Raw genomic sequence first — 15,672 nt, forward strand, 5'->3', positions numbered from 1 at the left:
TCTTATTTCCCAATTATCTTCGTTTTCGCCACGCTATCGGACTCAGTTGCAGCTATTTACTCAAAAACACTGCTTTGACCCAATTTTTTAGCTTCTTTAGAGCTATGCAGTCCGAAACTCAGGGAAAATGAGCGAATTAGCTAAAATAGCTGCATTACGGTCCGTAATGGCAACTCTAGGGTCATACCAGCAAGGCTCATACAAAAAAATGATCATGAATCTAATCCGTTGCACCCCCGCATTGTCCTTCCAAAATCTAAGTCTTTTTCATTACCATCTATTACTATTACTAATCATTATTCAGAAAAAAAGTGCTCTGCTTAGTCCGTATTTTAATCAACGCTTGACCTTAGGTCTGACCTAAGGTTTATAGTTATTTTATCAAATAACTTACAGTTAGGAGCACCGCCCTTGAATCCGTACCTTACAATTGGCGAACTATCAAAACTTATGAATGTATCTATCCACCAGATTCGATATTTTGAAGAAAAAGAAATCCTCTTTCCATCCTATATAGACAACAATCAGTACCGGATGTACGGCATCGATGAGATCTATCAATTGGCACATATCCTGTTGCTCCGCAAATTAAACATCCCTGTCAGCACCATTAACCAAAGTATGAATAAATCCGCAACGAATGACTACCAACTGCTGTTAGAGAAATCGTTAAACAAAATCAACTCAGAAATAAACCAATTAATAATGCTGCAACAATTTATACAAAAGGTACTAAAAGAGCATGCAGATTATGGCAACATGAAGGGGGATTATCAAATTAAACATGTGGACAATCGTTATCTGAAAAAGTGGTTGGTGCTAGAGGATAACGAAACAATAACTGCACGAAGTTTATATGAAAAAAGACCGCAGTACCATCATTTATTTGAAACAGATTTGCATTATGTATACGATTCTGAACAAGTAACCTTATGCTTTGAAACCATTGAAACCACTCCCGCCCCTGACATTGTTTTAGAAAAAGGGTGTTATCTCTATAAAGCATTTTTTGTAACAGACGATCAGGATGTAGATCATGAGATTGCCAAGCTGGAACACTTTTTAAATGGGCATCACTACATGGTATTGGGACCAATCATCATTTTGGAGAAATCGTACCTATCCATGTTTAACAACGACAAGCTTCATTATGAGCTTCAAATTCAAATCGAGCATGCCTTAGATGATACCACTAAATGAGTACAAACGAGGTTATCATCGCCCATTACCAGGAACAAGATCGTGAGGCTGTAAGCAGGCTTTTGGTAGATGCATTTCACGGGAAATTTCACTCTCTCCTCTCTCTCGAGGACAATGAAATTGCTGATCTACTTATAAGACTTTGGGAACAAGATTCTACTTCTTTATCATCCAAACAAATAATCGCTTATGAAAACGGAGAAGTGGTTGGCACTATCTACTTAAAATGGCAGGATACAATCTCCCTTAAAAAAGGATCAATTAAACCACTGAATCGGGCTCCCTTTTTGCAGCTATTCAAGAAATTTGGATGCTTAAATGTCTGTAAGTTAATCCTTGGGTTATATTTTTTGGATTATCAACCTAGAGCAAAAGAGTGTTATGTGGCTCATTTAGCTGTTCGGGCCAGTCACCGCAATAAGGGAATTGGCAAAGAGTTGCTGGGTTGGGCGGCGGATTTTGTAAACAGTCATTCTGAGGTTGAAAAGCTAACGCTACATGTTGCTAACAAGAATAAACGAGCCATTAATATGTACCAGCAGTTGAACTTTGAGATCCATAAATCTGACTATAGCGCGGTAAGACATTTACTTTTTAAAGAGCCTATTTGGCATTACATGATAAAAAAAACATCGCTACAATCTGGGGGATCAATGAATGAAAAAGAAAAATAAGCTAACTGTCTGGATGATTACCATTTCGTTGTTGATTGCAGCGGTCCTGTTCGTACTACAGCAACATTCTTTTTCAATGACTGAGCAAAAAATTGAAATAGATACGCCTCAAGGTCAACTAACAGGAACCTTAGTTCTGCCCGAAAGTTACTCTGGAACCGTCGGACTGGTAGTTTTTGTTCATGGGGATGGCCCAGTTAATGATACTTACGATGATGGATATAAACCTTTGTGGGAAAAGCTCGCCTCTGCCGGATATGCTTCCTTATCTCTTAACAAACCGGGTATTGGGGGTTCCTCAGGGAACTGGCTAGAACAAAGCATGGAGGATAGAGCGCAAGAAACTATTTATGCGATTAACTGGGCTAAAGCCTTACCTATGATTGATGCTCAAGCTATTGGTTTGTGGGGAGCAAGTCAGGCGGGCTGGGTGATTCCTAAGATTGTTAAAAAAGTGCCTGATCTCGCCTTCAGTATTCTTGTATCCCCCGCCATTCAATGGATTTCTCAAGGACAATACAATACCAGACAAGAGATGATTTTAGAAGGTTTTTCAGAACAGGAGATAAAAAAGAGAGAAGATTATAACGCGCAAATCCTACTGCTACTTAAAGAACAGGCGTCGTATGAAAAGTACTTGCGAATTGCACAATCGGACGAATTAATTTCCAAAGAAAAATGGGGTTTTTTCGCTAAAAATTATCAGTCAGATGCGAGCGGGGATTTAAAAAACTTCACTACACCTGTCCACTTAGTTCTTGGCGGGCAAGATATAAATGTAGATGTTGAGGAAACCGAACGTGTTTACCGTGAAAAAATTCCTGAAAACCTACTCTCCGTCTTCTATATTCCTGATGCTGATCACTCTATGCTCTCAAAAAAGAATGCCTTATCACCATTAAGAACATATTTGACCGCTGTCTTTTTTCCACGACATATTGTTGTTGAGCCATATTTAGATGATTTGGTTCACTTTGTAAGCCAGTTTTAATCTGTTTGCCATTCATTATGCACTCTCGCCAGCTGAACTCCCTACGTTCGGACTGTATAGCTCTTATTTGCCAATTATCTTCGTTTTCGCCACGTTATCGGACTCAGTTGCAGTTATTTACTCAAAAACACTCCTCAGTTCCACTTTTTCAGCTCATTAAGAGCTATGCAGTCCGAAACTCAGGGAAAATGAGCGAATTAGCTGAAATAGCTACACTACGGTCCGCAACCACCACGCGGAAGTACTTAACAACAGCACAAGCCCGTGTATTGGCTATGATTTCCCCAGAATCTACGTATCTTATAGAATACCTAGGTCTATCACCAATGCACTCCCTACGTTCGGACCGTACAGCCCTTATTTGCTGAATTTCCTCGTTTTCGCCACCTTATCGGACTCAGTTGCAGCTATTTACTCAAAAACACTGCTCTGATCCACTTTTTCTGCTCATTAAGAGCTATGCAGTCCGAAACTCAGGGAAAATGAGCGAATTAGCTGAAATAGCTGCGTTACGGTCCGTAACCACCACGCGGAAAGTACTTAACAACAGCACAAGCCCGCGTATTGGCTATGATTTCCCCAGAATCTACGTATCTTATAGAATACCTACGACTATCACCAATGCACTCCCTACGTTCGGACCGTATAGCCCTTATTTCCTGAATTTCCTCGTTTTCGCCACGCTATCGGACTCAGACGCAGCTATTTACTCAAAAACACTGCTCTGATCCACTTTTTCCGCTCATTAAGAGCTATGCAGTCCGAAACTCAGGGAAAATGAGCGAATTAGCTGAAATAGCTGCGTTACGGTCCGTAACTCCAATCGCGGGTGTAATTTTGACTCAAACGATCGCGGACTTCCACTGCGAGCATACTTATCGGCAGCTTCGGCGCCCGTAACCACCACGCCAGCGTACTAACCACCAGCAACAAACTCCGAAAACTCCACGTAAGTAGCAGAAGCAAAGGCATAAACCGGGTGTCATTAACTCAGATTATCCCTCTCCTGCTGCATAAACAGCGTTATATGGCGTATTGATTATAGCTGTACGCTTTAGTGATAACGTATAATTTCGGATGATCAAGCTTAGCTTTGGTCAAAATCGATCATATAAGGAGAGGTTTTAATCATTGAGAAAACAACAACGTTTGTTAGCCATGCTCGTAACCTTCCTGCTTTTGTGTTCCTCTTTTCCGTTATCGATGTTTGCAGAGGAAGCACCTGATCCTTATGAAGGAATGATTAACATTCAAAGTGAATGGCAAGGTAGCGTATTTGGTGATGTTGGGGGGCAAGACAAGATTACTGCGGCCAACTTTGGCATTACGGAGAACACGGATGGATCAGCAACACTGCGAAGCTCGAACGATAGAGGTAAAGTATCGGGCAGCACGGAAGGTATCGCTTATTACTTTAAAGAAGTTGATCCAAGCGTTAATTTTGAATTGAAGGCAACGGCTCACGTGGATGCTTGGACAGCCAATAACCAAGTTTCCTTCGGAATAATGCTGCGCGGCAATGTGTGGGATAACCAATTCGGAGCCTACTCTGGAGATTATGTCGCCGTGGGTGCTTTGGATCAAGAAATGAAAGCGTTTCATAAATTGCAAAATACAAGCCTACAGAAACTTGGGTACGTGTTTGATAACGCTAATCGCCCTGCCCAAGGAGAGAATTACGAATTAAGCATCAAAAAGACCGGAAATCTGTATATTGTCCGCATCGGCAATGAAACCAAAACGATCGAAAGCTTTGACGGCTCCATTCAATATGTGGGCCTTTATACTGCTAGAAATACTACGGTTACGTTCCGAAACATTCAATTCAGTCAAGAAGGCCAAATCGAGCTAGGACCTTGGGGCTTCAGCGCCTTCGGAGGCAATACTAGTCCAGCTAAGAACCCCGAACCAATAATTGAAAGTCCAACCTCTGTAACGATGACGACTTACGGCGGCAAAATCTCCAGCAGCGATGAGGGATTATCTTTTTATTCGAAAGAGATTCCTGTGGATGCGAACTTTGAACTGAAAGCGACCGCTTCAGTGATTGCTTTTAATAGCAATAGCACTGTCAGCACACCTAACCAGAAATCCTTCGGTCTTATGCTCCGCGACAGTATTGGGACGAACGGAGATACAAGCACAACCACTTCTAACTATGCGGCGGTGGGTGCTTTGGATCAGGTAATGAAAGGTTTTTATAAAAAAGACACCCAAGTGAAGTTAAATCCTTTTAGCGATATCCAGGCCCCGTCCACAGGAACTGTATATTCGCTAAGTATTAAGAAATCAGGAGATACTTATCGATTAAGTGTGGGTGATCAGACCGAAATCATAACTCTGGACGATACGTTCACAGATACTCTTTTTGCCGGAATTTATGTAGCTAGAGATGCAACTGTTACTTTCAGTGACATAGACATCCAGCTTGAATCCAAAATCGTAACCAGCTTAACCGCTGATACGAGCGCAATGACGAAAACCACTTATCTGGTTGGTGAGCCCCTTGATTTGACTGGATTAGTCGTTAAGGCTATTTTTTCTGATGAGAGCGAGGCAGTTTTATCTTCTACGGATTATATTGTTACAGGCTTTGATAGCAGCAAGGTTGGAGAAAATATCATAACCATTAACTACAACGGTGCTTTCGTGAGCATTCCTTTGCAAATCGTTCCATTATCTATGACCTCATTATCAGTGAAGTATTATCCAGCTAAAACCGTATATTACCCAGGGGATACCTTCGATCCAGAAGGTCTTGTTCTTGTTGCCAATTATAACGACGGCTTCCTGACCAAAGAGCTGACCAGTGATCTTTATTCCCTCTCCATTAACGGACAACCGGTCAGCGATTTATTACCGTATCTATTTACGCAATCAGGCTCCACAGCGGTATCCGTTACTTCAACAGAGGCGCCGGCAATCACATCGACCTTTAATGTGGAAGTAAAAGCAGCGACTTTATCCGCTTTAGAAATTCGAAATGAACCTAAACAAACACTCTACTATATCGGGGACTCCCTCAAACTAGAAGGACTTGTGGTTTATGCTCATTACAGTGATGGTACACAGATTCGGCTGTTGAACAATGAATACAAGGTCTCTCCTCTCGACACCACGACATCTGGGGATAAAAAAATCACAATTACGCATAAAGGCTTAACAACCTCTTTTCAAGTTAAGGTCAACGTTAAAAAACTAGTAGGCATCGAAGTCACCAGCTATCCTAAAACTACCTTTTTTATTAACGAAAACTTTGACAGCAAAGATCTCTTCGTATCCAAAGTGTATGATAATTCAGATAGAGAGAAGCTAAACAGCTATACGCTCGACACTTCCAAGTTCAACAATCAGGCAGCTGGAGTGTATGAAATTGGCATACTCCCTACCGATACTTCTATTATGCCCATTACGTATTCCGTTACAGTAAAAGAAAAGATGGATCCCGTTTGGAAAAGCATTCAATTCGGTCAGTCCACTTCAGCTACTAACAATCAGACGATTGTCAACGAGGATGGATCCGCCCAACTGATCGCTTTGGAAGGCGGCGGTAAAGTCACCGAAGATCATGACGGCATTACCTTCTATTACACCGAGCTAGATGCTGCGGAAGATAATTTCGTGCTGTCTGCGGATATCCAAGTGTTGGCTTTTGCAAAAAATCCATATGACGGGCAAGAATCTTTTGGCATTATGGCACGTGACGTCATCGGCACACAAGGAAATTCTAGCGTCTTTGCATCCAATATAGCTGCCATCGGTGGTTATAGCGGCGGGACGAAAAGCGATCTGGGCACACAGCTTTTTGTCCGTACGGGAGTTGAAAAAACGGATGGGACTGGCAGTAAAGGGATTCAAACCATCATGCTTCAAAAAGAACGTCCTGCACCTGCCAATACTGTTCCAGCAGCACCTTACCATTTAACCTTAGCAAAGACGAATAGTGGTTTTACAGGACAGCTCAATAATGGCCAGCAAGCTATTCATTTCACACCAGACATTCTAAGCGTACAGGATTCAAAAATGTATGTCGGATTCTATGCTGCTCGTTTAGCCACAATTAATGTAAGCAATATTCAATTAACAGTCACTTCAGCAGCTACAGATTCTCCTAAAATAGAACCACCTGCGACTCCCGTCACACCTAGCTTAAATATACTTTCACTAAGTAAAACCTCAGATCCAGCTTACCAAATGATTGTGCGCTCTAATGTCAACGGAACGGTGACGTTGAAGCAAGGTTCTACGATCATCGCTCAGGATATCGAGGCAATATCTGGTAAACGTCTTTCTATTCCCACGAGACTTCTTGATCAAGGAGATACGAACTTCAGCATTACTTTTTTACCAGATGATACTCAGTATTTGACCTCTTATGAGAAGATCATCAGCAACTTTACCGTCACCCTAAAAAGTTATAACGAAGATGATGAGATCTACGTATCCCCCACCGGATCAAGCTCCGGAGATGGAACAATCAATCTCCCACTTGATATCGATACTGCGATTGATTTCGTTAAACCAGGTCAGCATATTATTGTGCTTGAGGGTCGTTATGTGCGGAAATCACCACTTGAGATAAAAAAGTACAATGATGGCAAAGCCTCCGCCAAAAAGTATATAGAAGCAGCACCAGGAGCAAGACCTATCTTTGATTTTGACAAAAAAACAGAAGGCGTTCTCTTGAGCGGAAACTATTGGCATGTGAAGGGACTTGATTTCACTCGCTCAGCTGGGAATACCAAGGGCTTTACAGTGGGAGGCAATTATAACATCGTTGAAAATAGCCGTTTCTATGCGAATGGTGACACTGGTCTACAAATCAGCCGAACAGATGGTACCGCGATAGAACTCAGTGAATGGCCTTCCTACAACTTAATTCTCAACAGTACCTCCTTCGACAACCGTGATCCATCTGACAATAATGCCGATGGCTTTGCGGCAAAATTGACTGCGGGTGTTGGTAATATTTTTAGAGGTTGTCTGGCGCATAACAATATCGACGATGGCTGGGACTTATATACGAAAGCAGGCTCAGGTGCAATAGGTTCAGTGCTGATTGAGCACAGCGCCGCCTTCAACAATGGGTTCTTAACAGACGGAACCGTAGGTGCCGGTGATAAAAATGGCTTCAAGCTTGGTGGCGAAGGCATTCATGTCACACATACCATCCGCGATTCCATCGCCTTTGGTAATGGCGCTTATGGTTTTACAAGCAATAGTAATCCAGGTGTGATCGCCATCAACAACATCGGATTTAACAATACGCGTGGTAATATAAGCTTCACCACTTATGATCACATTACTGCAGACTTTACGATTGACGGTTTCTTATCTTACCGAACTGCCAACATTGCAAAAGACCAATATCCAGCTTCTTTAGCTGCGGACAATAATTTCATGTTTGACGGTACGCGATCGGCGAATAAATCAGGTTTAGAACTGAGCGATTCTAACTTTGTCAGCTTAAATCCTGTAGTCAATTACTCTCGGGATGCTGACGGGAATATAATCTGGGGCGATTTCTTGAAGTTCATTCCTTTGGATGGACCGGAACCAAGTCCGACGGCTTCTCCGAGTCCGACCGCTTCTCCAAGTCCGACGGCTTCTCCAAGTCCGACGGCTTCTCCGAGTCCGACTGTTTCTCCGAGCCCAACGGCTTCTCCAAGTCCGACGGCCTCACCGAGTCCGACTGTTTCTCCGAGTCCGACCGCTTCTCCAAGTCCGACGGCTGCCGCGAGCTCAGGCAGTTCCGGATCATCGGTTGGAGATTCGGCCACTACTATACTCCATTTGGACGGTAGCGTAAGGATTGAGATACCTACTACTATGAATGGAGAAAAAGCTAGCGCAATATTGACTGAATCTTCCTTACAAAAGATTATGGCTTTAGCCAAACCTAATTCCGCAGGCCACAAAATCCTAAGAATTCAGCTCGCAGAGGAACAATCGTCAAATGTTGGCTCATTTGAAGTCACTCTCCCTGCTGCAGCATTTCTTGTTGGAGCATCCACATTGCAGCTGGAGATCAATACATCACTAGCTACCTTTGTACTTCCGGATAATCTATTCCCGGCGAAGACACTGGACAATGTGAAGACGGTTACCTTGCTCCTCAAGCCTGTCGATACAACAGGAAGTTTAAAGAAGCAATTGGGTGAAAGTTTGCTTATTGATTACGAGTTACTTTTGGATGGTACAACAGTTCAATTAGAGAGTTTAAATTCGGCCATACAAATTGGGCTTCCTTATCCTGCAGCTGTACCTCCATTGAACAACGCCTTTATTGTAGTGTGGAACGTCAATGAGCACGGAGTCATCCAACCGGTAGTAGGCGGGAATTATGATTCAGATAAGAAGCAAGCTATTTTCTCAACAACAAATTTATCTGGACAATACGCCGCCGTTTACAATCACAAAACGTTCAGGGACATATCTGATTCTCATTGGGCGAAGTTTATTGTAGAAGTACTAACATCAAAAGGTGTCATTAATGGTGTAACAGAAACAGAGTTTAGGCCCGACCAGACTGTTACACGTGCAGATTTCGCACTTTTATTGGTTAGAGCTTTAGGTCTATCTGCAGCAGAAGGAAATAGCTTTGCTGATGTGTCACCTAACGATTATTTTTATGAGGGACTTATGACAGCTCAGAAATTAGGGGTCGTTACGGGCCAAACCGACGGCCTTTACCACCCTCATGACTCCATCTCCAGACAAGAAATGTTTGTTATGGCAGCTAGGGCATTGAAGGCTGCTGAGGTATGGGAATCGAATACGACCGCTTCCTCCCCCTCTGCATTAGACAGCTACACCGACCATAATCAAATTTCTAATTATGCGGCAAATGATATTGCAACGCTGGTATCAGCAGGTCTCATTAAAGGAGACTCTCAGCAGCAGCTTACACCAACTGCCCATTCCACACGTGCCGAAGCCGCCATGCTGATTTACAGAATTATGATGCAAAAATAAAAAAAGAACTCCAAGACCACTATACTCGTGGTTTTGGAGTTCTTTTTATCCTCTTCCCTCCCCCCTTTAAGTCTTCTAGTTCATTTCCTTATCAGGAGGATTGGAAACCCGATACCCTTTCGGCGATTGATGGGTGATTTTCTGGAAATTCCGATGAAATGACCGTAAGTTACTATAGCCGCAAAGGTTGGCAACTTCACCAATAGTCAGATTCGAGTTTTTTAATATATAACATGCTTGTGAGATCCGATAGTGATTCAAGTAATCTGTGAAGGGCATTTTCATCAGCTGGACAAATAGCTTTGATAAATACGGGTAATCATATTGCAGATGTTTTGCTACAGCTTTTAATGTGCAATCGGCAGAATAATTTTGTTCTACAAAAAGCAGGATTTTATAGAGCACCTTTGTTTGCGGGGACTGTTTGACCGGAGCAAATGATGTCTGACAGATCAACTGCGCGCATACACCATACAGGAAACTTTTCTGGCTATAAATTGAATCCAGCTTTGTACAATCAGGTTCATTCACAGCATGGAGAACATTATCATTTGGTATAAAGCTTTTATAATTCATGTGAAAATCACCTATCAATTCTGTGGAGAAGAGGATTACCATAATCTCCGAAAAATCAATCGTCTCAAATTCATGCATCTGATTAGGAAAAATAAAAACCAGATCATTTTTCTGTACCTGATAGCTTTTCCCATCAATGGTGATAGATAACTGCCCGTCTTTGACATAAATAATCTCAAATGCCCGATGAAAATGAAGTGGAAAATGATAGTTTTTCAATGGAATGAGTTTAAAGTAATCTTTTTCGCCGACACCATGTTTTTCAAAAAAGGGCCACAAGTAGATTCTCCTTCACGAAAACACTAATTTTGTCTTAAAGTGTACTATATAAAGTATAGAACTAACAACGTTAATTCCTATAATATTGGATAAAGTCAACCAAGCGGAGGTTATAGGACAATGGAATATCACGTATCAAAAACTGGTTCAGATCAAGGTCAAGGCACTCAACATAATCCCTTTTTAACCATCAATAAAGCGGCTTCAGTAGCTGTGGCTGGGGATAAGGTTATCGTTCATGAAGGGATATATCGTGAGTGGGTAAAACCGAGATACAAAGGATTAAGCGAACAAAGAAGAATTATTTATCAAGCCGCTGAAGACGAACAGGTTGTCATAAAAGGCTCTGAGCATATACAAGATTGGCAGCAGGTTGAGAACCAAATATGGAAAGTGATCTTGCCGAACACGTTTTTTGGCAGCTTTAATCCGTATGTTGAGGAAGTGTCTGGCGATTGGCTCGTCACTATAGAGGAGACAAGACACTTAGGGGATGTATATCTAAATGGCATGTCTTTTTATGAGGTCAGTCAGTATGATCAACTGGCAGCTCCTGTCGAAAAGCTGGAGTTCAAGGATCTCTGGACACAAGAGATGGTTCCGGTCCAAAATCCAAAACAGACGACCTACGTTTGGTTTGCCGAAGTAAGCCCTGACCACACCACGATTTACGCTAATTTCCAAGGTGCCAACCCGAACAAAGAACTGGTAGAAATCAATGTACGCAGATCTTGTTTCTACCCTGAAGAAACCGGAATTGATTATATTACTGTAAAAGGTTTTGAAATGGCGCATGCGGCAACACCTTGGGCACCTCCAACGGCAGACCAGCCCGGACTGCTGGGCACTAACTGGAGCAAAGGCTGGATTATTGAAAATAATATCATTCACGATGCCAAATGCAGCGCTATCAGTATCGGCAAAGAAGCTTCCACAGGCCATAATTACCGCACCCTTCGAAAAGACAAACCCGGATATCAATATCAGCTTGAATCCGTCTTTACTGCTGAGCGACAGGGCTGGAGCAAAGAATCGATCGGTTCACATCTTATCCGCCATAATACCATTTATGATTGCGGCCAAAATGCCATCGTCGGCCACTTAGGTTGTATTTTCAGCGAAATTCATCATAACCATATTTACAACATTGCGACAAAACGGGAATTCTGGGGCCACGAAATTGCGGGGATCAAGCTTCACGCACCGATCGATACTCACATCCACCATAACCGGATTCACGATTGTACTTTAGGTTTATGGCTGGATTGGCAGACCCAAGGGACAAGAATCAGCAAAAATCTGTTCTATCAAAATCATCGGGATTTGTTTATAGAAGTAAGCCATGGCCCTTACATTGTTGACCATAATATCTTGACAGCTAAACATGCTTTAGAGAATGTAGCCCAAGGTGGAGCCTATATCAACAATCTGATCGGCGGCAGGATGGTTCATCGAAAGGTACTAAACCGGTCCACGCAATATCATCTTCCGCATAGTACAAAAATTGCCGGTTTCTCACTTATTTATGGTGGGGACGATCGGTTCTATAACAATATCATTGTTGGAAAAGACGGATGGACAGGCGTGGGAACATCACATTTCAATCACTACACCACCTCTTTGGCGGAGTATATCGAGAATGTCCATAAGTTACACGGTGATCTTGAGGAGTTTGAACTCGTTGAACAGCCTATGTTCATTAATAACAACGCTTACTTAAACAGTGCAGAGCCTTTCGAAAAAGAGAATGTAAAGCTGGTTGAAGAAAGCTTTGATCCAGACTTCTTTATTGTAGATCAAGGAGATGAGGGATTCCTTTCCATTGATCTGCCTGATAGCTTCGTTAACTTCTTAGGTGAAGTACATTCAACTGAAACTTTGCCGCGGGTGCGCATCGTGGATGCCGAGTTTGAGAATCCGGATGGCAGCAATATAATCCTGGATACAGATTTTCTGGATAACAAGAAAGAGAATAAAAGCACTTTAGGACCTCTTACACTTTTGAATAAGGGCAAAAATTATATTAAAGTGTGGTGATCGGTAAAGCAGGTGGCTAGTCCACCTGCTTTTTTCATTGCAATCATTGAGTCTGCTACTTATTGGCCTTAATCTTTTGAATAGATACTTCGTTTTGTTCTATTATGATTTGATATTCAACAATCTCTCCTGCTTTAAATTCTTCGTTAAATTCTTTACTGACCGATCAAAGAATTGATCTGAAGGTCATGGACGATAAATAAAACGAATATAGATAAGTCTTGTGAAAAGTTATCTGAATGATACTCTAATTCAAAATAATAATCCTGCCCGTGATTACACCCTTTTCATCTCTGGAAAATTGAAGTGCCCTAGTTTCTTTATCGTCCGCACTGAAGCTTACGGAATCCGAGTAACCGATTTGCCCTTCCTCAAACATATTTTGGACAAAAAGCTTAACACTCCAGTTATCGTATTCATAATTGAAAGCCCCTTGTTCATCAACACGCACTTCCTTTACAGATTCAGGGATAATCGTGCCGGTGGAGATTTTTTTCTTCATATCCTCTATTTTTTTAATTAGTTCCTTCTCATCATCATCAATAGAGGCAGCTGCATCTGTTGAAACCGCTGAATCAACTTTGCTGTCGGCAGAGGGTTCTTTCAACAGCTCTTGTAAATAGCTCTCAGCTTTGACAGGGTCAGCTTTGGTTGGGTCCAGCGGAAGTTCAAATAGAATAGCGGTTCCCTTGTAATCGTTATTAGCGCTAATTTCCCCTGTACTTTCATTATAAGCAAACGCATCTTTGCTGAAAAAAGAACTACCATTACTGACAGCTAGATATACCCCTCGGTCAGCGAACATCTCCACTCCATCACATTCAATCAGCCGGTACATAATTCCATCTATAACAGCCTCGCTATAGCCACCATTCATTGTTGTGATATTAACCTGCCATGGTTTTAGTCCCTTTATAAGCGGTGACACAAAGAATGGATCCTGGCCATACTCCGGTTCACTTGTAGCAGGCATGGGGCCACCGTCTATTCTGGCGATGGATACAACGGCATAGGTTCTGTTTGGGTTAATATTCTGATCAGACTTACTCAGTTCTGAAAGACCTTCCCCCGAGACTATTCCATTCAACGTCACGTTATAATCACCAGATATAACCGATTGGTTGATTTCAACAGCATCCCTGCTTTCGAATGCTTTTGCCAGCAGTTGCTGGCCCAGATGCTCAGCAATCTGCTTGGGGCTAAATAGCTGTGTAGCTGCATAAGCCGTTAAAGACATTACAAGCGTGAATATAGCAACCATTAGTCCAATCGAAACTCTTTTTTTATAGGCTGGTTTCATTGGTTTAGTCTCCTTAAACTGTTGGATGATTCTTTCGTTTAATTCCTCTGTCGGCTCTGCTGTAGAAGCTAGCGCTTGCTTTAGCAGTTGATCCAACTTTTCGGAGTTATTCATTGGGATTCAACCTCCAAAATCTTTTTCATCGCCTTGCGGGCTTGGAAAAGTCTGCTTTTAACTGTGCCCGGTGGAATCCTTAGCGCTGAAGCAATCTCATCAACGGTCATTTCTGCGGTATAGTACAGATAGAGCGGTATTTTCAGTTTCTCATTCAGCCGGTCTGCGGCAGCATGAATCATGTGCCGAAGCTCCTGGGACAGCAATGCATCCTCTGGCATAACCTCTCCATCGGAAGTACACGCCAGATCGACCGCTTCATTATAATCTGCTGTAGGTGCAATTCTTTGCCGCCATGCCCATTTTCTGCGTTTGTTTTTGCGTAATGAGATAGCAATCGAGATAAGGAACGCTTTCGGATTTTGGTTCAGGTCCATTTTATGCCGCATTTCCATAGCTTTTAAAAAAGTCTCCTGATAGAGATCGTCAGTATCCACCCTATTCCCCGCAAGCGTAAAACAAAATGCGTAAATTGCTTTGCCATGTAATTTTATTAGGTCACTCAACTCTTCAATTTCCAAGTAGGCTACTCCTTTCTGAATGGCCATTCACCTATATATTGTCGTAACCTTAGAATCGGTTCACTATTTTGCTGTTGACTTTGACCTTAGGGTAAGGTGTTAAGTAGAGCTAGAACCAAACATCGATGTTTTGGCTTGGAAGCTTAATTAAAACGAAAAAAGGAGATGACTTTTTGCTGTCGATTGGAGAATTCTCGAAGATATGCGAAGTTTCTACGAAGACGCTTCGATATTATGATGAGATCGGATTAATTCATCCCGATGAGATTAACCCTGAGAACGGTTATAGGTATTACTCCATTAAACAACTTAAAAAAATGCTTTTTATCAATCGTCTGAAAGGTTATTGTTTCTCGCTGGAAGAAATCAAAGACATTTTACAAGGGGAACAGAATCATTCAGAAGAGAAGCTCTACTCAGCCCTTAATCTCAAGAAAAAAGAAATACAGGAGAAAATAAGCGCTTATGAATACACCTTACAACAAATCAATAGTGATGTTTTAAATCTGGAGAAAGGTATTCCCATGATGTCTTACCTGAATGAGATAAAAGTAGAGCTTGTTGAAACTCAGCCTATGAATATTCTTTTTATGCGTCAGATGTTGAGCAGTGATGACTATGCGTTAGGTTATGGACATTATTTTAGCAGGCTATATGAAAAAATCGCCACGGAAAAACTCACTTTGCTCGGTACGCCAATAACGATATATCACAGCCATGAATATAATCCAGCCGGAAATGATACAGAGTTTGCTCTCCCCATAAAAGAGGGTGTAAAAGGTACAAGAGATTTGCCTGATGCTCTTTGTGCGAGATCTGTTCTTAAAGGCGCCTATTCAGAATTGACCTCGGTCTATGCTCAGCTGAGAGAATGGATAGAAAATGAAGGTTATGAATGGGTGAACTCACCTTATGAAATCTACTTAACGGACCCGACACAGGTTGCTGTGCCTGAGGATCTGGTTACTGAGGTCTATTTTCCAGTAAAGAAAAAAAATTCATAAA

Annotated in this window: 9 protein-coding genes; 6 read left to right on the plus strand and 3 right to left on the minus strand. The window is 42.0% G+C overall.

The annotated features are described in order from the left end of the window. Nucleotides 1-411: 411 nt before the first annotated feature. The 4 genes from NSQ91_RS18530 (at nucleotide 412) to NSQ91_RS18545 (ending at nucleotide 9,840) form a co-directional block, all read left to right on the plus strand. The gene (locus NSQ91_RS18530) at nucleotides 412-1,200 is read left to right on the plus strand and encodes a MerR family transcriptional regulator (protein WP_076305730.1); all 789 of its coding nucleotides are present in this window, start codon (nucleotides 412-414) and stop codon (nucleotides 1,198-1,200) included. After that, a complete protein-coding gene (locus NSQ91_RS18535; protein ID WP_076305729.1) occupies nucleotides 1,197-1,874 on the plus strand; it encodes a GNAT family N-acetyltransferase in 678 nt (225 codons plus the stop codon). The genes NSQ91_RS18530 and NSQ91_RS18535 overlap by 4 nt, the downstream gene beginning before the upstream one ends. Beyond that, complete coding sequence (locus NSQ91_RS18540) at nucleotides 1,858-2,865, plus strand: alpha/beta hydrolase family protein (RefSeq protein WP_076305728.1); 1,008 nt, start codon at nucleotides 1,858-1,860, stop codon at nucleotides 2,863-2,865. The genes NSQ91_RS18535 and NSQ91_RS18540 overlap by 17 nt, the downstream gene beginning before the upstream one ends. A 1,131-nt stretch (nucleotides 2,866-3,996) precedes the next feature. Beyond that, entirely contained in the window at nucleotides 3,997-9,840 is a 5,844-nt protein-coding gene (locus NSQ91_RS18545) for a bacterial Ig-like domain-containing protein (RefSeq protein WP_340919294.1), read from the plus strand. Between the two features lie 75 nt (nucleotides 9,841-9,915). Here the strand turns inward: NSQ91_RS18545 and NSQ91_RS18550 are convergent, their stop codons facing one another. Beyond that, nucleotides 9,916-10,695, minus strand: a complete 780-nt coding sequence (locus NSQ91_RS18550; RefSeq protein WP_076194929.1) for an AraC family transcriptional regulator — start codon at nucleotides 10,693-10,695, stop codon at nucleotides 9,916-9,918. Nucleotides 10,696-10,815: 120 nt separating this feature from the next. Here NSQ91_RS18550 and NSQ91_RS18555 point away from each other — a divergent pair, with 120 nt between their 5' ends. Next, complete coding sequence (locus NSQ91_RS18555; protein WP_076194926.1) at nucleotides 10,816-12,732, plus strand: right-handed parallel beta-helix repeat-containing protein; 1,917 nt, start codon at nucleotides 10,816-10,818, stop codon at nucleotides 12,730-12,732. 247 nt (nucleotides 12,733-12,979) lie between these two features. On the opposite strand, the gene NSQ91_RS18560 is transcribed toward NSQ91_RS18555, so the two are convergent. Together NSQ91_RS18560 and NSQ91_RS18565 are read right to left on the minus strand one after the other, a co-directional pair. Continuing rightward, nucleotides 12,980-14,146, minus strand: coding sequence for a hypothetical protein (locus NSQ91_RS18560; protein WP_076305381.1), 1,167 nt, complete (start codon nucleotides 14,144-14,146; stop codon nucleotides 12,980-12,982). Continuing rightward, the gene (locus tag NSQ91_RS18565; protein WP_081386240.1) at nucleotides 14,143-14,667 is read right to left on the minus strand and encodes an RNA polymerase sigma factor; all 525 of its coding nucleotides are present in this window, start codon (nucleotides 14,665-14,667) and stop codon (nucleotides 14,143-14,145) included. Before NSQ91_RS18565 ends, NSQ91_RS18560 begins: the two co-directional genes overlap by 4 nt. Nucleotides 14,668-14,840: 173 nt before the next feature. On the opposite strand from NSQ91_RS18565, the gene NSQ91_RS18570 reads away from it, so the two are divergent. Further along, nucleotides 14,841-15,671, plus strand: coding sequence for a MerR family transcriptional regulator (locus NSQ91_RS18570; RefSeq protein ID WP_076281665.1), 831 nt, complete (start codon nucleotides 14,841-14,843; stop codon nucleotides 15,669-15,671). Nucleotide 15,672: the final 1 nt, after the last annotated feature.

Source organism: Paenibacillus sp. FSL R7-0048, from assembly GCF_038004505.1.
GTDB classification, from domain to species: domain Bacteria; phylum Bacillota; class Bacilli; order Paenibacillales; family Paenibacillaceae; genus Paenibacillus_AQ; species Paenibacillus_AQ odorifer.

Coding starts and splice junctions, on each gene's coding strand:
- NSQ91_RS18535 (WP_076305729.1), top strand. CDS start 1,197: ATGAGTACAAACGAGGTTATCATCGCCCATTACCAGGAACAAGATCGT.
- NSQ91_RS18540 (WP_076305728.1), top strand. CDS start 1,858: ATGAAAAAGAAAAATAAGCTAACTGTCTGGATGATTACCATTTCGTTG.
- NSQ91_RS18555 (WP_076194926.1), top strand. CDS start 10,816: ATGGAATATCACGTATCAAAAACTGGTTCAGATCAAGGTCAAGGCACT.
- NSQ91_RS18560 (WP_076305381.1), bottom strand. CDS start 14,146: ATGAATAACTCCGAAAAGTTGGATCAACTGCTAAAGCAAGCGCTAGCT.